The following is a 20,141-nucleotide window of genomic DNA, read 5'->3' on the forward strand; positions in this document are numbered from 1 at the left end:
CATGGACATCGCTTTACAGGAAAAATACAAAAACACCCCGGGTGCCCCCGGGGTATATCTCATGAAGGATGGCAAAGGCCGGATCATTTATGTGGGCAAGGCCGGAAATTTAAAAAAACGGCTGGCCGCTTATTTTATCAAAGAGACGGGACATGATCCAAAAACCGGCATTCTCATTAAAAATATTGTTGATTTTGATCTCATTGTCACGGCCGGTGACCATGAAGCCCTGATCCTTGAATCCACATTGATCAAGAAACATAAACCAAAATACAATGTTATTCTCAAGGATGGCAAAAATTACCCCTGCCTGCGCCTGGATACCACGGACAAATATCCCGCCCTCCAGGTGGTGAGAAAAATTAAAAATGACGGGGCCACCTATTTTGGTCCATACTCATCGGCCCACAGCGTCAGATACACCTTAAAGCAGGTCAATAGGATTTTTAAACTCAGAAAATGTAAAAATACCCAGTTTAACAACCGCTCCCGCCCTTGTCTGCAATATCAGATGAAAACCTGCCTGGGACCCTGCTGCCTGGATGTACCCCCTGAAGTGTACATGGAGATTGTCAATGATGTGACGCTTTTTTTAAAGGGCAGGGCACCGGAGTTGATCCAGCGCCTGAAAAAGGAGATGATGCACCAGGCAGATCTCCAGAACTTTGAAAAGGCAGCCCATCTGAGGGATACGCTGTTTGCCATTGAAAAAACACTGGAGCGGCAAATTGCCGTGAGCGCGGATATGATGGACAGGGATGTCATTGCCTGCCACGGAGATCAGGGCAGGGCAGTGGTGACCTTATTATATGTCCGTTCCGGTTATGTAAACGGTACCCGGCATTTTCATTTTGACATGATCTGGAACGCTATCCCGGAAATCATGGGGGCCTTTCTCATGCAGTATTATGAAAACAACACATTTATTCCCCCCCAGATTTTGTTATCCCATGGAGTGGAGGACCAAGAGATCCTTGAAAGGCGGTTCACAGAAAAAAAGGGCCGCAGGGTTTATTTACTCACTCCGGAACGGGGGGATAAAAAGAAAATCATGGACATGGCCCGTCTTAATGCAGAGAATGAGCTCTCCACCTCTTTGTCCCAACGGGCAGAGACCCGTGGGGTGCTTGTCATGCTCCAGAACCTTCTGGAGCTACCCTGCCTTCCCCGGCGCATTGAATGTTATGATAACTCCAACATGGCAGGCACAGATCCGGTTTCCTCCATGGTGGTGTTTACCGATGGAAAACCGGACAAGGCAGCTTATAGAAAGTTCATTATTAACGGGGTAAAAGGTCCTGATGATTATGCCTGCATGACCGAAGTGCTCACCCGGCGGTTTGTTCCGGGCAAGAAAGAGCCTTTGCCGTTTCCCGATCTTCTGGTGGTGGATGGCGGGAAAGGACAATTGTCCATGGCCATGGCTGTGTTAAAGGACCTTGGAATGACAGGGCAGATTCCTGTGGTGGGACTTGCTAAAAAAGATGTGGAAAAAGGCGAAGAGCACGATAAAATTTATATTCCCCATCGCTCCAATCCCCTGAACACGGCCCGGGCAGTAAAGGCGCTGTATCTTTTACAGCAATTGCGGGACGAAGCCCACAGAGTGGCCATTGGATTTCAGAGAAAAAGGCGCAATAACAGAGCTGGGGGATCAATTCTGGATGATATCCCCGGTATTGGAAAAAAACGAAAAACGGTGTTGTTAGAGGCTTATAAAGGGATTTCTGCCATGAAACTTGCACCCTTGGAAGAGCTTGCTGCATTGCCCGGAATGACATTGCCGTCGGCCCGGGCCGTGTTTGAGGTGCTGCACCCATAAAATCCTTTAAAGATTCCACAGCTACCCTCTCACTCATTTTTATGCTACGCAGTTGCAAAGTGAATGTGGGCATTGGTTAAGTATTTACATTAGCAACCCGGGTATTTACAAATTCGTTGGGATTCCTGACACCAATTTTTTTTAAATCGAGAATGTTGTGGTTATGCCTGAAATTTTAAGCGTCTGCTCCGGGGGATTGATGGGGGATAATACGTTTTTCCTCCGGCGGTGCCAGTTTCTTTTTTAAAATATCATAATACATTAAAATCTGTTGAACATGTCTGACAGGTTCCCATCCCCTGGCATAACCATGCCTTGTTTTACGATAGTATTTCCGTTTACTTAAAAGAGGAAGGGTCTTTTCAAGGGATGCCCATTTTAACGGGTCCAGACTCTCTTTTATTGCCAGCCTTTGTGCGTCCCTTACATGACCATATCCCACATTATAACTGCCAATGGCAAAAAGCAGTTTTTCATCGGGGTCTTCAATGTCATCAAATTTTTGGTACATGACATGGAGATATTTAATACCGGCCCGGAGACTTTGAACTGGATTCAGGCGATTGGATATACCCATTTCCCTGGCTGTGCTTGCTGTGACCTGCATCAATCCACGCACTCCTGTGAAACTTCTGGCCAGGGGATCAAAATGAGATTCCTGGTACACCAGGGCTGCCACGATCCGCCAGTCAAATCCATACTTAAAGGATTCTTGAATAATATATTTGCGATATTTAGGAAAACGTGTTTCCAGTCTTTTATGAAATTTTTTTACATCAAAGTAGTCAAAATTATCAAGATTTCCATAATAGGTCTGGACAAGTTTTTGATAGTATCCGGTTTTATTGATGCTGTAAAAAAAAAGATTGATGCGGTCCATGAGCTTTATCTCCCGAGGGTTAACAGCCCATCCAAGAAATTCCACCCCTTTAATCGCCATGCCGATGACAATGTCTGGATAATACCGGCGGTTGAGCTGGGCAATGTTGGAGTCTGCCACGGTATAGTCAATTTTTTTTGCAGCCACCATGCCAATGATCTCCTCCGAGGGGGTGTTGTCCAGCAAGGCGATATTAAGATCAATACCGCTTTCTTTTAATTTTTCAAGACAATCGTGGTAGGAAGTATTTCTGCGGACATGGACGGTTTTACCCTTGAGATCTTCAAGGGTTTTAATGCCAGGGGTTGTTTTATGATAAATCAGTTGTTGTTGAACCTGCATGTAAGGCTGGGAGAAAAGCAGGTTCACCTGCCGTCGCTGGGTAATGGTGAGGGCAGCCCCAATGAAATCCCCTTTGCCGGTTTCAAGCATGGAAATCATGCTGTTCCATCCCGGTGTCAACACTTCCAGCTCCACATCAAGGAAATCGGCAAAGGCCCGGGCAAGTTCATATTCAAATCCCATGGATTCACCGCGATAGGTGTAATAGGCATTGCCGTTGTTATCTGTGATGAATCGAATTTTTTTCTTTTTTAAGATCCTTGACAGTGCATTGGTGTCTGCATTTTTTTGGGGGGTTTCAATATAAATGCAAACCACCACAAGCCCGCTGATGAGCAGCAGAAAAAGGGCTAATAAAAAATAATTCTCAATGAATTTTTTCACACCCGCAAATGACTTTGGGCATTCAAAATTAAATTCAGGGATCAAATTTTATTCCTCTGGCGGTTTTTGTTCATTGGTCACCTCGGGGGGGATCACTTCCAGGTCTTTTACATTCTGAAATCCCCGGGGAAGCTTTCTGCCGCGAAGTCCGCGTTTCCCTGTGTAATTTTCCTGGTTCCCGGGTTTTAATCGCAAAAAATGTTTTCCCGCATGGATGACCAAGGTGGCTCCCCGGGGAATTATTTTCAGTATGTTGATGCGTTCCCCCCGACTATTTTCAATTTCCCCCTTGGTAATGCCGATGATTTTATTCCCCTTTCCCTTTTCCAATTTCGGCATCTCCTGAACCGGAAAAATCAAGAAACGACCGGCCGTGGTGATCACTGCAATTAAATCCGTGGACGGTTGTTTTATTATTTCCGGCGTCATCAGTTGGGCCTGGGGGGAGAGATTAATGAGGACCTTTCCGTTTTTATTCCGGGTGATCAGGTTTTCAAAATCCGTGATAAAACCAAATCCCGTATCTGAATAAATAAAATAAAGGGCATCATCTTCACCGGTTACCATATGACATATAAAGGCCTCCGGCTTCAGAGCCAGTCGTCCGGTCAACGGCTCTCCCATGCCCCTGGCCGACGGAAGAGAGTGGGCAGAGAGGGCATAGCTGCGTCCTGTGTTGTCCAGAAAGATCACTGGGCGGTTACTCATGATTCTGGCATGGGTTCGCAGGGAATCCCCTGTTTTAAATTTAAGCTTTGACGGATCAATGTCATGGCCTTTGGCAGATCTGATCCAACCGTTGGTGGAAAGAATGACGGTCACAGGCTCTGTGGCAATGACCTCCTCCTCTGAAAAGGCTTCTGCCTCCTTTCGTTCACAGATGGGGGATCGTCTTTCATCTCCGTGGACCTTGATGTCCTGGCGGATCTCTTTTTTTATCAGATTGGTCAGCTGTTTTTTTGAGCCCAGTATTTTTTCAAGGGATTTGCGTTCCTTGTCAAGCTCCTCCTGCTCCCCCTTTATTTTCATCTCCTCCAGTCTGGCAAGATGGCGAAGTTTAATTTCAAGGATGGATTTTGCCTGGCGGTTTGAAAGATTGAAACGTTGCATCAAGGCATTTTCAGCATCGTCCCGGGTTCGGATAATCTCAATGACCTCATCAATGTTTAAAAAGGCGATGAGCAGCCCCTCCAGAATGTGCAGCCGATCCAGAACCTGATCCAGGCGGTGGGTAATCCTTTTGGTTACAGTGTCCCGGCGGAATTTAAGCCATTCATGCAAAAAGGTCAGCATGGGTTTTACTTCGGGCTTGCCGTTTAAACCGATCATGTTCATGTTCACCCGATAGGAGCGTTCCAGATCCGTGGTGGCAAACAGATGGTCCATGAGGGCATTGAGATTGGTTCTGGCAGATTTTGGCACAATCACCAGACGGGTGGGGGATTCGTGATCAGATTCATCCCGGATATCTGACACCATGGGTAATTTTTTGGTCTCCATCTGACCGGCAATCTGCTCAAGGATTTTTTCACCGGAGGAGTGAAAGGGCAGTGCAGTGATGACAATGTCCCCACGGTCTTCAACATAGGTGGCCCGCATTTTAATTCTACCGTTTCCGGTGATGTACATTTCCCGGATTTCATGGGACGGAGTGATGATTTCGGCATCTGTGGGGTAATCCGGTCCCTGGAGAAATGCCATGACAGCATCTATGTCAGCCCCGGGATGATCCAGAAGGTAAATACAGGCTTTGCCCACCTCTGTTAAATTATGGGGGGGGATATCCGTGGCCATGCCCACGGCAATACCGGTGGTGCCGTTGAGAATCAGGTTGGGAAGACGGGCAGGGAGCAGAGTGGGCTCTTTAAGGGTACCGTCAAAATTGGGACGCCATTGGGTGGCTCCGGCATTGAGCTCTGCGAGCAATAACTCGCTGTACCGGGAAAGTCTGGATTCTGTATAACGCATGGCGGCAAAGGATTTGGGATCATCCGGAGCACCCCAGTTGCCCTGGCCGTCCAGCAGGGGGTAACGACAGGAAAACGGCTGGGCCAGAAGCACCATGGCTTCGTAGCAGGCAGAATCCCCATGGGGATGAAATTTACCCAGCACATCCCCCACGGTGCGTGCAGATTTTTTATATTTTGCTGTGGCTGAAAGCCCCAGCTGACTCATGGCATAGACAATTCTTCGCTGCACGGGCTTAAGTCCGTCGGCAATGTTGGGCAGGGCCCGGTCCAGAATGACATACATGGCATAGTTGAGATACGCTTTTTCCGCAAAATCCCCAAAGGGCATTTTCTCAAAATCATCCAACTCCACAGGTGAAACAGTTGTCATTATTCCACCTCCATTAAATTGCCGTTTTCTTCGATCCAGCAGCGTCGATCCGAGGCCCGTTTTTTACCCAGTAAAAGATCCATTATTTCAAAAACCCCCCGGGGCTTATTGTTGGCATTTTGCTTCCCGTTTTCTGCAACGGTGAGTTGAACCAGACGGCGGGTGTCCGGCGAAATGGTGGTTTCCCTGAGCTGAAGCGGGTTCATCTCTCCCAATCCCTTAAATCGCTGGACATTGATTTTACCATGTTTTTTCCTGCGTTCAATCTTTTTGATGATACTTTCCTTTTCATCTTCATCCAGTGCATAAAACACCTCTTTGCCCACATCAATGCGAAACAGGGGGGGCATGGCCACAAAAATATGTCCCCGGCGCACCACCTCACTGAAATGACGATAAAACAATGCACATAATAGGGTGGCAATGTGAAGTCCGTCGGAATCTGCATCGGCCAGAATACAGATTTTATGGTAGCGAAGGCCTGAAATATCCTCTGTATCCGGGTCCACCCCCATGGCCACGGAGATATCATGGATTTCCCGGGATGCCAGGATCTGGGAGGGATCGGTTTCCCAGGTGTTTAGAATTTTTCCCCTCAGGGGCATGATGGCCTGGAACTGTCTGTCCCGGGCCTGTTTGGCCGAACCGCCGGCAGAGTCTCCTTCCACCAGGAACAATTCGCTTTTTGCAGGATCATTGGAGGTGCAGTCGGACAATTTACCGGGCAGGGCAGGGCCGGCAGTGACCCGTTTGCGGGTGACGGTTTTGGCTTTTCTCAATCGACTTCTGGCATTTTCCAGGGCTGCTGCCGCCAGTTTTTCACCCACTGCTGTGTTTTGATTTAGCCACAGGCTGAATGCATCTCTCACGGCGGTATTGACAAAACCACTGCAATGACGGGAGGATAGGCGTTCCTTGGTTTGGCCGGAAAACTGAGCATCGGAAAGCTTTACCGATAAAATAAATCCAATGTTTTGCCAGATATCCTCCGGTGCAATGTGAACCCCTTTGGGCAACAGATCGTGGAACCCGCAAAATTCCCGTATGGATTCCAAAAGCCCGGACCGGAATCCATTGACATGGGTACCCCCCTGGCGGGTGGGAATTAAGTTGACATAACTTTCACACAGATTGTCCCGTTTTTCTTCACTCCAGTCCACGGCCCAGTCCACAGCGGCATCCTCGGTCTTTTTTGTTCCGGTAAAGGGATCTCCCAGCAAGGTATCACAGCCGTCAAAGGATTCTGTGAGATAATCAAGCAAACCGTTTTCAAATTGCCATTCATCCCGGGTCCCGTTTTTTTTATCCAATAGAGTAATTAAAAGACCGGGACAGAGAACCGCTTTGGCTTTCAAAACATGTTTCAACGTTTTTTTGGAAAATTTTGGCACATCAAAATAGGAGGTGTCCGGATAAAATCGAATGGTGGTGCCGGATTTTTTTGTTTTGGTTTCTTTTATGATTTCAAGATCCCGGTCCTTAAAACCATCTTTAAAGGTAATCCTGTAAAGGGTACCCCCCCGGAGAATTAAAACCTCCATGAACGTGGAAAGGGCATTTACAACAGAAACACCGACCCCGTGAAGGCCGCCGGAAAAATCATAATCTTTGCTGGAAAATTTGGCACCGGCATGGAGGCGGGTCATGATGAGCTCCACCCCGGATATTTTTTCCACGGGATGAATATCCACGGGCATGCCGCGTCCATTGTCACGGACCTCAAGGGCGTTGTCGGTGTGCATGATTACGTCAATGCGATTGGCATGCCCGGCAATGGCTTCATCCACGCTGTTATCAATCACCTCCTGGGCCAGATGGTCCGGGCTTGCAGTATCGGTATACATGCCGGGACGACGCTTGACAGGATCAAGGCCCTTGAGAACTTCTATGGATTCAGCATTATAACCGGCGGACCCGACGTCCTTATTTTTGCCGTTGTCCGTGTCAATTTCAGATTTAAACAGCTCCATGATCAGGGCGAGAACTCCTTGTTTTTTATATGAAACTCCGGCTGCCGGGTCACAGCAGGCAGCTGTAATTGATTTTGGGGTGGTTTTGAAAATAAAAAAACAGCAGAAAAGCCACCAGACAAGGCCCATGGCCCTGTCTGGGATCTGCTGTTTAATTTGTGATTGCAAGTATTGTTTTGAAAATATTAATCCCTTGATACACCAAAAATATGAAGCAGCATGATGAACAGATTGATAAAATCCAGATACAGGGAAAGGGCACCCATAATGGCACCTTTTCTGACCATGGCCCCACTGGCATCTGCCGGCTGGGTCAGGGCCATTTGTTTGAGTTTTTGAGTATCATAGGCGGTGAGTCCCACAAAAACCAGCACACCCACATAGGAAATAACCATGCTGACGCCGGGACTTCTAAAAAACATATTAACCAAAGAGGCAATGATAATACCCATGAGGCCCATCATGAGGAAACCACCCATGGAGGTGAGATCACGTTTGGTCACCATGCCGTAAATGCTGCATGCCCCAAAGGTTAAGGCGCATGCAATAAAAGTGCTGGCAATGGATGAAGCAGTATAAATAATAAAAATGGATGCCAGGGTGGCACCGTTGAGTATGGAATAAAAGACAAACAGTGCCGTGGCTGTGGATGCACTCATTTTTTGTACCCGGGCAGACAGGTAAAAGACCATGCCAAGTTCACCAATGATCATGCCAAAAAGAACCAGTTGGTTTCCAAAGATAAACTGAAGCAGTGCAGGGGTGGTGGCCACATAAAAAGCAGTGAGGGCGGTTAAGCCAAGGCCAATGGCCATCCAGTTGTACACGCTCCTGATAAATGCGTTAACGCGAACCAGTGAGCCGGCCTGGGAAAAGGAAGATGAAAGATTCATTTTAAAATATCTCCTGTATTATTTTAGAAAAATTAAAACAATTGTCGTTCAGTTCAGTTGGCATATGAAATACTCCGCAAATCAGGGAGGGTATTTCAAGCTTTGTTGTGGCCAGGGCCGGATCAGAATACGGTCCGCCCGTGGCGATTATATAAAAATATAACACAGCCCATGGACATTTCAACTTAAATTTATAAATACGATTTTTAGAAAATCATCCATTGATTTTTTGGTCACTAAAAAATTCAAATTAGAATTACAATTTTAATAAAGGAATCCCGATGAGTCAAAAATTTTTTAAAACTTTGCTGTAAGGCCCACAAATGCAGTCCTAAGCATATCAAACTTGAAATAAGTTTGGATGAAATTTAAAAAGTTCAGGATATTTTTCATGCACAGACAATTTATGTGAATAGGGGAGAGAGATTTATAATTTGTGTATTTAACTTTTTACTTAAGAAAAAAGTTAACATAATATATATTATCAGCATCAATAAATCGAAAATAATATTTATCTCCATTTGTCCCGGTTTTCCCATAAATAAGTTTACATAACGTATGCCGTATGATTTTTGGATTATCCCTGTGCGCCTGCGCCACCAACATCAAACCAATCATGCCCGTGTTGGCATAGTACCCATTTTCAATATTCGTTGCTTCTGACAAAATATGCCAGATTATTTGTCAATGTTTTTTTTGCAGTGCCCGTATTTTTACACAAGTCATTAAGTATTTTTATTATGCCAGCCTGTGCTCAAATGGCATAAAATTACAGAGAGGAATTTAAAACAGCAGATTTCACAGCCATTCCGGTTTGTGGAGAATGATTTGGTATTGTCATTCCGCTCCGTCTGTTCTATTATCCCCTTTGATTAATTTTCCGGTTCTTATGTGCGCCCCATGTGATTTGCTGGAATGAAAATATTCCAACGGCAAATTAAAAAACCGGGAATGTATTGAGGTCCCGGGGTGTGGGCAAATTTAAATAATTATGGATATATAATGAACAGCAAGAATTCTCCACAGATTTACACAGTTTCAGGCTTGACACGTCAGCTCAAGCAATTGATTGAGTCCACATATCCCTTTGTATGGCTCACCGGAGAAATTTCTAATCTGTCACGCCCGGCCTCAGGCCATTGTTATTTTTCCTTAAAGGATGACGGTGCACTCATCAATGGTGTAATGTTTCGCAACCAATTAAAGCGTATGCCCTTTAATCCGGAAAACGGCATGCGCATCACCGGCATGGGCAGATTATCCCTGTATGAACCCCGGGGAAATTATCAAATTATTTTTGAGCACATGGCTCCGGACGGTGCCGGGCTTTTACATGCAAAATTTGAATTGCTAAAAAAACAGCTGGCCGCAGAAGGGCTTTTTGACAAATCCCATAAAAGCACCCTGCCCTTTTTACCTTTAAAAATCAGCATCATAACCTCTCCCACCGGAGCCGTGGTTCGGGATATCATACAAGTTTCCCAACGACGGTTTTCCGGAATTCACCTGGAGGTTGTACCGGTAAAAGTCCAGGGAGACGGTGCAGAAACAGACATTGAGCAAGCCATTGAAACAGTAAATAAATGTGCAACTTCCCAGGTGATTATCGTGGCCCGGGGGGGCGGTTCCCTGGAAGATCTGGCTGCCTTTAACTCCGAAAGGGTTGCAAGGGCTGTTTTTGCATCCTCGATTCCTGTTGTATCTGCTGTGGGACATGAGACAGATTTCACCATTTGTGATTTTGTTTCAGATCTTCGGGCACCCACGCCGTCGGCGGCCGCAGAACTTGTTTTGCCTGAAAGAAAAAAATTACACCGGGATATTATTACCTATGAAAACGCCCTGGAGACGGCATTGAAACGTGGTCTGAAGCACTTGAAAACCCAGGTAAAAACTCTTAATTCCCGTCTGAAAAATCCCCGCTCCCGGGTGGATGATCTTCGAATGCGACTGGAAGATCTTGAGAAGCGTCTCACCGGTCGGATGCAGGGGCAGTTAAAAGCCCATGGAGAAAGGCTGTCATGGTATACCAATGCCCTGTATGCAGCATCTCCCCTGCGACGGGTGTCTGAGCAAAAGGAAACCTGCCGGTTTCTGCACCGGCAACTTGTGCAGAGCATGGTATCTACTCTGACGTCAGCCCGGTCAAAAATCCATGAAAATCATTCAAAACTGGGAGCATTAAGCCCCCTTGCCGTGCTTCACAGAGGTTACAGCATTACCCGAACCCGGGATTCAAAACAAAAAATTATCACAGACAGTACAACAACTAAAAACGGAGATTCAGTCGAAGTTCTTCTTTCCAAAGGTCGGCTGATCTGTCAGGTGGAAAAACAATATGCCCAGAAAGAAAACATTTGAATCAACACTGATGCAATTGGAAGAGATTGTCAGGGAACTGGAGTCCGGCACCCTGACCCTGGAAGAATCCATTAAAAAATTTGAAACAGGCATGGCATGTTCCAAATATTGTCTTCAAACACTGGATAAAACCGAAAAAAAAATAACCTTATTAATGAAGGACAGCCAGGGAGATCTGGTTGAAGAGCCGTTTAACCATGAATCCTGATGCATTTGATCTGTCAGAATACCTGGCAAAAAAACGAAATTTACTTGACAGCACGCTTCTTAAAATCCTTTCCATGCAGAGTGCTGAACTTGAATTAACCCGGGCCGTGAGCCACTCCCTCATGGCCGGAGGTAAACGCCTTCGACCTGTTTTGTGCATGGCCGCAGCCCAGGCTCTGGGGGGGGATTATCATCTTGCTCTGCCTCCGGCCTGTGCCATTGAGATGATACACACCTACTCCTTGATCCATGATGATCTGCCAGCCATGGATGACGATGATCTTCGCCGGGGGGTTCCCACCTGTCATAAAGCATTTTCCGAGGCCACGGCTGTCCTTGCCGGAGACGCCCTTTTGACCCATGCGTTTACCGTTTTGGCCCACCCTGCCCCGTATTTTAATATTGTCCCGAATAATGCCACCTTGCTTGAACTTGTGTTCATGATTTCCCGGGCCGCCGGTGTCAATGGCATGGTGGAGGGGCAAATGATGGACATGCTGGCACCGGACATGGATATGCCCAGGGAAAATGCTTTGAATTACTTAAAAAAACTGCATTGGCTTAAAACCGGTCAAATGATAAAGGTTAGCGTTCAGGCCGGTGCTGTTGCCGTGGGGGGCTCAAGGGAAATGGTGGATCAGCTGGGGCGGTATTCAGAAAAAATAGGGCTGGCATTCCAAGTGGTGGATGATATCTTAAATGTGGAAGGAGACCCGGCCGTCATGGGCAAAGCCACCGGTTCCGACGCCGAACATGAAAAATTAACCTTCCCTGCCCTTCTGGGGCTTGAACCGTCCAGAAAATTTGCAAAAGAGCTTGTGGCGGATGCAAAAGACTCACTGATCTCTTTTGGGGAAAAAGCCCGGCCGTTAATGGCCATAGCAGATTATATAATAACAAGAAAAAGATAACTGCCCTGCCCACAACGAACCATGAAAGAATGTTAGATTGAACTGTTCTTTCATATAAACCGCCACGGGCGGACCGTATTCTGACCTCGTTCCGCCCACAACAAAGGTAGAAATATTCCCCGGATTTGCGGGGTATTTCATATAAAAATAACTGCCTTTAATATTTGTTGTGTCCGTGGGGACATACTCGTTATTTTTAAGGAGAATAAAGAAGTGAGCCTGCTTCAACAGATTCAAAACGGTGATGATCTCAAAGCGTTTTCCCGGGATGAACTGCCCATTCTGGCCAATGAAATCAGAGAAAGAATTATTTCTGTGGTGTCAAAAACCGGCGGTCATCTGGCTTCCAGCCTGGGGGCGGTGGAGCTGACCCTGGCCATCCATTACGTATTTAATCTGCCCGTGGACAGTCTTATCTGGGACGTGGGGCACCAGGCATATGCCCATAAATTGCTCACCGGAAGGGATAAAGAGTTTGACACACTGAGATCGTACAAAGGCATTTCCGGATTCACTAAAATCAGTGAAAATCCCTGTGATGCCTTCACTGTGGGCCATGCCAGCACCTCCATTTCCGCAGGACTTGGCATTGCCAGTGCCAAGCACCTGAAGCAGGACAGATCCAAAGTGATTTCTGTCATTGGAGACGGTTCCCTCACGGCAGGACTTGCCTATGAAGGATTGAACCAGGCTGGGGATTCTGACCGGGATCTTATTGTGATACTCAACGACAATGACATGTCCATTTCTCCCAATGTGGGGGCCATTTCTTCTTTTTTAAGCAGGAAATTATCAGCCCACTCCCTCCAGAGCATGAGAAAAGAGTTTGGTGTCTTTTTAAAATCTTTACCGGGTATTGGGGATGATGTTTATAAACTTGCCAAACGCTCCGAAGACTCCTTTAAAACCTTTGTCACCCCGGGCATGCTGTTTGAAGCGTTTAATTTTGACTATTTTGGTCCCATTGACGGCCATCGGTTAAATCATCTCATTGATATTTTGGAAAATATTAAAAAGCATGATGAACCGGTGTTGCTCCATGTCATTACCACCAAGGGAAAAGGATATCCTCCGGCGGAGAAAAATCCCGTGTACTACCATGGTGTGGGGGCCTTTGATGTTGAAACCGGTGGCAGTCCGCCTCAAAAAGAGACACCGGCCCCAAATAATAAAATACCTTCCTACACCCAGGTGTTTGGCAGTACCATGATGGACATTGCGGCCATGGATGAGCGGGTGGTGGCCATCACCGCTGCCATGCCCGAAGGTACCGGGTTAAAAGGCTTTTCAGAAAAATTCCCCCATAGATTTTTTGATGTGGGCATTGCCGAACAGCATGCCGTCACCTTTGCCGGAGGCATGGCATCCCGGGGCATGCGACCGGTGGTGGCGATTTACTCCACCTTTATGCAACGGGCCTATGATCAGATTCTCCATGATGTGTGCATTGACAGTCATCCTGTTATTTTTGCCCTGGATCGCGGCGGAATTGTGGGGGAAGACGGGCCCACCCATCACGGGCTTTTTGATTATGCATTTCTAAGAAATATTCCCAATATGACCATCATGGCTCCCAGGGATGAGAACGAATTGGGCATTATGCTAAGAACCGCCGTTAATCATGACGGTCCCATTGCCCTGAGATATCCCCGGGGCCCAGGGGAAGGTGTCGATATTATTAAAGATGCGCCCATTCTGGACATTGGCAAGGGTGAATGCATCCGGGACGGCAGGGATATTTTAATCCTGGCTGTGGGACGGGTGGTTCAAGAGGCCATAAAAGCTGCTGATGTGCTGGAGCAGGAAGGTCATTCTGTGGCCGTTATCAATGCCAGGTTCATCAAGCCTCTGGACCGGGAACTCATATTGGAGACGGCTGCAAAAACCCAAAACATTGTCACCGTTGAAGAACATGTCCTGGACGGTGGGTTTGGCAGTGCCGTTCTGGAACTTCTGGCAGACAATGATATCTTTCATTGCAGGGTCAGACGGGTGGGCATACAGGATACCTTTGTGGAACACGGTCCCCAGAAAATTTTACGCAAAGAATATAAGGTGGACGCCGCAGCGGTGATATCAGCGGCAAAGGAACTGCTGAACCATGGTTAAAGGACTTAAGACAAGGCTGGACAGCCTCATGGTGGAACGGGAACTGGCACCTTCCCGGGAACGGGCCCGGGCCATGATCATGGCCGGTAATGTGCGGGTCAATGATGTGGTGGTGGACAAGGCCGGCACAAAATTTTTACCTCATGTAACGGTGTCATTAAAAGAAAAAGACATCCCCTATGTCAGCCGGGGGGGACTGAAGCTGGAAAAGGCCTTGAATGTACTTTCCCTGGATCTGTCCGGACTTACCTGTCTGGACATCGGGGCATCCACCGGAGGCTTCACCGACTGCATGCTCCAGAACGGTGCGGCAAAAGTGTATGCCGTGGATGTGGGATATGGCCAGATGGCCTGGTCCCTGCGACAGGATAAACGGGTAAAGGTCATTGAACGTACCAATATCAGATATATTGATTTTGACACCATTGGTGAGTCAGTGGATCTCATTAGCATTGACACCTCATTTATATCTTTGAAACTGGTGGTACCGGCGGCGGAACAGTTCATGGAACCCGGCACCTTGATTCTGGCTTTAATTAAACCGCAGTTTGAAGCAGGCAAGGAACGCATCGGTAAAGGTGGGGTGGTCAGGGACCCTCTGTTACGCCGGGAAATTGTGGAAGAAATTGTATCCTTTTTTGTTCAGCGTGGGTATGAAACCCAGCCTGTTATTGAATCCCCCGTGCCCGGTCCCAAAGGAAATATTGAATTTATACTTCCCATGAAAAAAACAATTTAATTTTAAAATGCGTTTAAGCATCAAAAAGATAATTTCACAAAAGGAGTCAAGGTGTTCTGATTTACCACATCAATTTTTCAATGAATCTTGCATTCGGGTAAAACTATCCTTGCATCATTGATATAAATTGATATATGTAAATTCTTGATTCAATTTATTAATCACTCAAATTTTGAAGTTGGCAGATTCTATGGTATCAGACATGATTTATTGCAGTTGAAACAAGGGTCAAAGCACGTCTGCCCAATGAAAATTTAAATGAAAATGTCTGAGTTCATTTTTAAAAAGCATATTTCTAAAACTTGAGTCAATCACTGGAAAAGGAGCTGTAATGACGGAACAAATCGCAAAATTGAGAAACATCGCTCTGGCAGGTCATGGGGGTGCGGGTAAAACTTCTCTGGCTGAATCAATGCTTTTCAGCGCTGGGGTTATCAAGCGTCTGGGTAAGGTTGAAGAGGGCAACACCGCCATGGATTTCCAGCCGGAAGAAGTGAGAAAACAGCAAAGTGTAAGCAGTGCTTTCCACAAATATACCTGGAAAAAGCACCATATTACCCTGATGGATACCCCGGGAGACCAGAACTTCTTTTCCTCTGCAAAAACCTGTATCCCCGCTGCCGACGGTGTTATCATAGTTGTGGACGGCGTGGATGGTCCCAGTGCCATGACCGAAGAGGTGGCCGTATGTGTGGAAGAGCATTCCCTGCCATCGGTACTTTTCATCAATAAGATGGATAAAGAGCGGGCCAATGTGGATGAAATGGCCGTTACCTGTGAAAACACCCTTAAAAGAAAAACCATTATTGTTCAGCTCCCCATTGGTCAAATGGATGATTTCAAGGGCATTGTGGACATCATTTCGGGCAAAGCCTATATCTATGATGATAAAGGCAAATCCACCCAGACCGATATCCCGGCAGAAATGGCAGATGCCTATGAAACCGCCCGGGAATCCTTTGTGGAGAACATTGCAGAACTTGATGATGATCTGCTGGAAAAATATCTCGAAGGTGAAGAGCTCACAGAGGATGAATTAAAAGCCACCTTTAGAAAAGGCATTCTGGCCTGTGATTTCTCTCCGGTTCTGTGCGGTTCTGCCACTAATTTTGTGGGCATTGATCTTCTCTTTGATTTCATTAACACCAGCATGCCCTCCCCCCTGGATCGCGGTGCATGGATTGCCAAAGATGACGCAGGAGAACCTGTGGAAATCGCTCCTGATCCCGACGGTGCGTTTTATGGTTATGTTTTTAACACCATTGTTGATCCCTATGCCGGCAGACTGTCCCTGTTCCGGGTTATTTCCGGTACCCTGGGCAAAGAGGGAAATTTTCTTAATGTAAATAAAAACACTAAGGAACGATTTACACAGCTTCTGGAAATCCAGGGCAAGGAACAGACCCCCATCACCGAAGCCCTGCCCGGTGCCATCGTGGCCGTTGCAAAGCTCAAAGAAACTTTCACCGGTGACACCATGAGTGATGATAAAGAGATTACCTTTGAGGCCCCTGCTCCCATGCCTCCGGTGATTTCCTTTGCGGTTTATTCCAAAAACAAGGGCGATGAAGATAAAATCCATGGAGCCCTGAGAAAAATTCTTGAGGAAGACACAGGCCTTCAGCTCAAACGGGAAGCAGAGACCAACGAAACCATCCTTTCCGGCCGCGGTCTTGTGCACATTGAAACCACCATTGAAAAAATCAAGCGAAAATTCAATGTGGAAATGGGCATTAAAACCCCCAAGGTGCCCTATCGGGAAACCTTTAAAAGAAAAATTCGGGTCCAGGGAAAACATAAAAAACAGTCCGGCGGCCATGGACAGTTTGGCGACTGCTGGATCACTTTGGAGCCCATTGCCAAAGGGAAAGGATTTGAATTTGTGGATGCCATTGTGGGCGGCTCCATTCCCAGAACCTATATCCCTGCCGTGGAAAAAGGTGTGGTGGAAGCATCTGAAAAGGGACTTCTGGCAGGATTCCCCTGTGTGGATTTCAAGGTGACCGTGGATGACGGTAGCTACCACTCTGTTGATTCATCGGAAATGGCTTTTAAAATGGCGGGCTCCATTGCCTTTAAAAAAGCAGCGGAACAGGCCAAAGCAGTTCTTTTGGAACCCATCATGAATGTGTCCATTGTGGTTCCCGATGAGTTCACCGGTGATATTATGGGAGATCTCAATTCCCGACGGGGTCGTGTGCTTGGTATGGATACCCTGGGAGAAAAACAGGTGATTAACGCCAATGTTCCCATGGCGGAATTCCTGAGATATGCGCCGGATCTGAGATCCATGACCGGCGGCCGGGGAACATTTACCATGGAATTTGGTCATTATGACGAGGTTCCGGGCGAACTTTCCCAGAAGGTCATTGATAAAATCAAGGCAGAAGAGGAAGAATAGGTTTTATAAGAAACTGCTTAAAAACCGGTAAATCAAAGTAAAGTCCCATGGGAACGAGAACCGATTTTTTAAAATCCGGGTTCGTTCCCATGAGACTGTAGTGGTTTTGTCTTTTTTTAAACAAACTCTAAAGGTGCCAGGCATTTGCCTGTCACCTTTTTTAATGCAATATCTTGGCATCTTTCACATGGGAGCATTACCTGTTTTTCCCAACCGTCATATTTTATGCTCGTAGGACAGGGCATCCAGCTCAAATTCAATTGTTTTTGAGTAAAGATTAAAGATTAATGCTTTATGCGCTCAAAAGATACACTGGGGAGAAACGGGTAATATTCCCCTTTTTCATCAAGTTTTCCCGGGAAATGGGTACATCTGCCTGAAAAGTGTAAACTGAAAAATGAAACATGCCGATATATTAAGCAAATCCCCGGATATTTTTTTATCCCGTGATAAGCCCAAGAACTTCCATGTATTTTTCCGAGGTGTGTTTAATGACCTCTGCGGGAAGTTCGGGACCGGGCGCTTTTTTATCCCAGCCGGAGGATTCCAGCCAATCCCGGGTGAATTGTTTGTCAAAACTTTTCTGGGCACCGCCGGGGCAGTAAGTTGCCTGGGGCCAGAATCGGGAAGAATCCGGGGTCAGCACTTCATCAATGAGAATAATTTCACCGTCCACCACACCAAACTCAAATTTGGTGTCGGCAATGATAATATTTTTTGCAAGGGCTTTTTCCACGCCTCTGTTATAGATGGCCAGGCTAAGGTCCCTTAGTTTTTCCGCACGCTTTTTTCCAAGAAGTTTCACAGTGTGATCAAAATCCACATTAATGTCGTGATCTCCCACCTCCGCCTTGGTGGATGGGGTATAAAGGGGCTGGGGCAGCTTATCAGATTCTTTTAATCCATCGGGCAGGGCAATGCCGCAGACATGTCCTTCTTTTTGATATGATTTCCAGCCTGAACCGGAGATGTATCCCCGGACAATGCATTCCACAGGAAGGGGCTCTGCCTTTTTCACCAGCATGCTTCTGCCCTCAAGTATTTCTGCATAGGGCTTGCATATTTCCGGGAACTGATCCACTTCATGGGTGATGAGATGATTGCCAATGAGATCTTCCATCTCCTTGAACCAGAATGCGGAAATTTGTGTCAAAACCTTTCCTTTATCGGGAATGCCGTTGGGAAGCACCACATCAAAGGCGGAAAGTCTGTCTGTGGTGACCATGAGAAGGGTGTCCCCCAGGTCATATATGTCCCGGACTTTGCCTTTTCTCACCATGTTAAGATTTTCAAAATTTGTTTCAAGTATCGGTTGGGTCATTTGAGACTCCTGTATTTTAATTTTGAATGTCAGCATCTTCATGCATTAGCTGTTTTCAGAAAAATTTGTTCGAAAAATATACACTTACCTTCCCGTCAGTGTAATTTTCAGACTATATGAAGGATGAATGGCTGTTAAGTTTTTAAATTGATTATTTTTACCACATTATAGTTGGATAAGCAGAAATGAATCATACCACAATGCCTTTTTTTTTTCCACTCCAAAGGCTTATCCACCATTCAGGGAATTAAAATTCCCCCACAGGACGAACTACTGCATTAATTTTAAAATCATTTTGAAGCTTTTCAACTGTTTTTTTTGCCAAAAGCGCACTTTGAAACCCACCTGTTCTCACAAGGGTCCATAGGCGATTTTTTTTATCCTTTAGTTTAAGTACCCGGGGTTCATACCCTTTTCGTTTAAGATTCTCAACCAAATTCTCTGAATTTTTACTGTCTAAAAATGCTCCCAGCTGTACAGTGAATTTGGGTGTTTTTATCTTTTTATCAGGAAGAGGTACTGGTGTTTTGGTGGATACAGTGGAGATTTCAATATCATTTTTTTGCGGAATAGTAGCATTCATCTTTTTCATGGAACTCTTTTTTTTAAAATTGGCTGTGGACATAGCAGATTTTGACGCATTGTTTGATGCGCTTGTAAAGGAATGTGAATTGTTAATTTTTCCAGATTTTGTAACAAGCTCATTAAGAGATAAAAGTTTTTCCCGTGCGTATTGATTCTCAGGGTTTAACTCCATGGCTGCAAGATAAGACTTTCGGGCCAATTCAGAATTATTTGTATCAGCATAAATATCTCCTTGATAGGCAATAGCCCAATATTCATCAGGTTTGATCATTAATACCGATTGCAAGTCCCTTAATGCATTTTCATATTCCTTAAGTTCCACCCAGGCAATTGCCCGGTTAAAAAAAGCGCTATGATTTTCAGGGTGTTTTTCGATTTCTTTTCCATATTCAGCAATTGCTTTTTCATAATCACCCTTATAATACCAAGCTACACCCATATTGCTATGTATTCCTTCAAGTTCTGGATCCAAGTTCAGTGCACTGTTGAAATCCTCCAAGGCTTTGATATATTCTTCATTATACAGCGAATTTGAATGATTAGATTTGTCATCAATGCCACCTCTGCCGATATCATAACTTTGAAGACTTAATCTCGCCACCCCTCGGTTCTTATATGCCTTGGCATTAAAGGGTTCCTGTTCAATGAGTTTGGTGAACCAAAAAACTGCATCCTGATATCGACCTTTTTGGAATTCTGCAATACCATTGTCAAACAAGGTACTTCCTGATTCTGAATACCCATTGCAGGTTGAGATCAAAAGGAAAAAGAGAACTATAATAATGTGGTAACCCATGATAAAGACCGCCTTTTCAAAATATTGAGTCTGTTTTGCCATATTATCGAATTTGCAGGATACTATGAAGATAAAAACTT

Annotated in this window: 15 protein-coding genes; 7 read left to right on the top strand and 8 right to left on the bottom strand. The window is 45.8% G+C overall.

All coding sequences use genetic code 11. The features are described from left to right. Window position 1 precedes the first annotated feature (1 nt). Window positions 2–1,822, top strand: a complete 1,821-nt coding sequence (gene uvrC / locus B9A32_RS06380; RefSeq protein WP_084067629.1) for an excinuclease ABC subunit UvrC — start codon at window positions 2–4, stop codon at window positions 1,820–1,822. A 175-nt stretch (window positions 1,823–1,997) separates the two neighbouring features. Here uvrC and mltF read toward each other — a convergent pair whose 3' ends face one another. The 5 genes from mltF to B9A32_RS21595 all read right to left on the bottom strand — a co-directional run bounded on the left by mltF (window position 1,998) and on the right by B9A32_RS21595 (window position 9,297). After that, a complete protein-coding gene (mltF, locus tag B9A32_RS06385; RefSeq protein WP_084067798.1) occupies window positions 1,998–3,428 on the bottom strand; it encodes a membrane-bound lytic murein transglycosylase MltF in 1,431 nt (476 codons plus the stop codon). A 48-nt stretch (window positions 3,429–3,476) separates the two neighbouring features. Beyond that, a complete protein-coding gene (gene parC, locus B9A32_RS06390; protein WP_084067632.1) occupies window positions 3,477–5,768 on the bottom strand; it encodes a DNA topoisomerase IV subunit A in 2,292 nt (763 codons plus the stop codon). After that, window positions 5,768–7,906, bottom strand: a complete 2,139-nt coding sequence (parE, locus tag B9A32_RS06395) for a DNA topoisomerase IV subunit B (RefSeq protein ID WP_269749003.1) — start codon at window positions 7,904–7,906, stop codon at window positions 5,768–5,770. Before parE ends, parC begins: the two co-directional genes overlap by 1 nt. 17 nt (window positions 7,907–7,923) lie before the next feature. Further along, the gene (locus tag B9A32_RS06400) at window positions 7,924–8,631 is read right to left on the bottom strand and encodes a Bax inhibitor-1/YccA family protein (protein ID WP_084067634.1); all 708 of its coding nucleotides are present in this window, start codon (window positions 8,629–8,631) and stop codon (window positions 7,924–7,926) included. A 450-nt stretch (window positions 8,632–9,081) separates the two neighbouring features. After that, window positions 9,082–9,297 (bottom strand): hypothetical protein, encoded by a 216-nt coding sequence (locus B9A32_RS21595; protein WP_084067636.1) that lies wholly within the window; start codon window positions 9,295–9,297, stop codon window positions 9,082–9,084. Window positions 9,298–9,633: 336 nt separating this feature from the next. Here B9A32_RS21595 and xseA point away from each other — a divergent pair, with 336 nt between their 5' ends. From xseA to B9A32_RS06420, 3 genes are read left to right on the top strand one after another with little or no spacing between them, the layout of a single operon-like run. Continuing rightward, a complete protein-coding gene (gene xseA / locus B9A32_RS06410) occupies window positions 9,634–10,992 on the top strand; it encodes an exodeoxyribonuclease VII large subunit (RefSeq protein ID WP_084067637.1) in 1,359 nt (452 codons plus the stop codon). Continuing rightward, window positions 10,970–11,200, top strand: a complete 231-nt coding sequence (gene xseB, locus B9A32_RS06415; protein ID WP_084067638.1) for an exodeoxyribonuclease VII small subunit — start codon at window positions 10,970–10,972, stop codon at window positions 11,198–11,200. The genes xseA and xseB overlap by 23 nt, the downstream gene beginning before the upstream one ends. Further along, window positions 11,172–12,110 carry a polyprenyl synthetase family protein gene (locus B9A32_RS06420; RefSeq protein WP_332308495.1) on the top strand — a complete coding sequence of 313 codons (939 nt, stop codon included), beginning with the start codon at window positions 11,172–11,174 and terminating at the stop codon, window positions 12,108–12,110. Before xseB ends, B9A32_RS06420 begins: the two co-directional genes overlap by 29 nt. Here B9A32_RS06420 and B9A32_RS21600 read toward each other — a convergent pair. Further along, the gene (locus B9A32_RS21600) at window positions 12,069–12,251 is read right to left on the bottom strand and encodes a hypothetical protein (protein ID WP_212637832.1); all 183 of its coding nucleotides are present in this window, start codon (window positions 12,249–12,251) and stop codon (window positions 12,069–12,071) included. The two genes, B9A32_RS06420 and B9A32_RS21600, sit on opposite strands and share 42 nt — an antisense overlap. A gap of 72 nt (window positions 12,252–12,323) precedes the next feature. Between B9A32_RS21600 and dxs the strand changes: the two genes are divergently transcribed. The 3 genes from dxs (at window position 12,324) to fusA (ending at window position 17,359) form a co-directional block, all read left to right on the top strand. Then, entirely contained in the window at window positions 12,324–14,219 is a 1,896-nt protein-coding gene (gene dxs, locus B9A32_RS06425) for a 1-deoxy-D-xylulose-5-phosphate synthase (protein ID WP_084067643.1), read from the top strand. After that, the gene (locus B9A32_RS06430) at window positions 14,212–14,958 is read left to right on the top strand and encodes a TlyA family RNA methyltransferase (protein ID WP_084067646.1); all 747 of its coding nucleotides are present in this window, start codon (window positions 14,212–14,214) and stop codon (window positions 14,956–14,958) included. The genes dxs and B9A32_RS06430 overlap by 8 nt, the downstream gene beginning before the upstream one ends. Window positions 14,959–15,289: 331 nt before the next feature. Then, entirely contained in the window at window positions 15,290–17,359 is a 2,070-nt protein-coding gene (fusA, locus tag B9A32_RS06435; protein WP_084067649.1) for an elongation factor G, read from the top strand. 439 nt (window positions 17,360–17,798) lie between these two features. On the opposite strand, the gene B9A32_RS06440 is transcribed toward fusA, so the two are convergent. Together B9A32_RS06440 and B9A32_RS06445 are read right to left on the bottom strand one after the other, a co-directional pair. Beyond that, window positions 17,799–18,680, bottom strand: coding sequence for a phosphoribosylaminoimidazolesuccinocarboxamide synthase (locus B9A32_RS06440; RefSeq protein ID WP_084067652.1), 882 nt, complete (start codon window positions 18,678–18,680; stop codon window positions 17,799–17,801). A gap of 247 nt (window positions 18,681–18,927) precedes the next feature. After that, a complete protein-coding gene (locus B9A32_RS06445) occupies window positions 18,928–20,103 on the bottom strand; it encodes an SPOR domain-containing protein (protein WP_084067655.1) in 1,176 nt (391 codons plus the stop codon). Window positions 20,104–20,141: the final 38 nt, after the last annotated feature.

It is taken from the genome of Desulfocicer vacuolatum DSM 3385, assembly GCF_900176365.1.
Lineage (GTDB): Bacteria > Desulfobacterota > Desulfobacteria > Desulfobacterales > Desulfobacteraceae > Desulfocicer > Desulfocicer vacuolatum.

Coding starts and splice junctions, on each gene's coding strand:
- uvrC (WP_084067629.1), top strand. CDS start 2: ATGGACATCGCTTTACAGGAAAAATACAAAAACACCCCGGGTGCCCCC.
- parC (WP_084067632.1), bottom strand. CDS start 5,768: ATGACAACTGTTTCACCTGTGGAGTTGGATGATTTTGAGAAAATGCCC.
- B9A32_RS06400 (WP_084067634.1), bottom strand. CDS start 8,631: ATGAATCTTTCATCTTCCTTTTCCCAGGCCGGCTCACTGGTTCGCGTT.
- xseA (WP_084067637.1), top strand. CDS start 9,634: ATGAACAGCAAGAATTCTCCACAGATTTACACAGTTTCAGGCTTGACA.
- xseB (WP_084067638.1), top strand. CDS start 10,970: ATGCCCAGAAAGAAAACATTTGAATCAACACTGATGCAATTGGAAGAG.
- B9A32_RS21600 (WP_212637832.1), bottom strand. CDS start 12,251: ATGAAATACCCCGCAAATCCGGGGAATATTTCTACCTTTGTTGTGGGC.
- B9A32_RS06430 (WP_084067646.1), top strand. CDS start 14,212: ATGGTTAAAGGACTTAAGACAAGGCTGGACAGCCTCATGGTGGAACGG.
- fusA (WP_084067649.1), top strand. CDS start 15,290: ATGACGGAACAAATCGCAAAATTGAGAAACATCGCTCTGGCAGGTCAT.
- B9A32_RS06440 (WP_084067652.1), bottom strand. CDS start 18,680: ATGACCCAACCGATACTTGAAACAAATTTTGAAAATCTTAACATGGTG.
- B9A32_RS06445 (WP_084067655.1), bottom strand. CDS start 20,103: ATGGCAAAACAGACTCAATATTTTGAAAAGGCGGTCTTTATCATGGGT.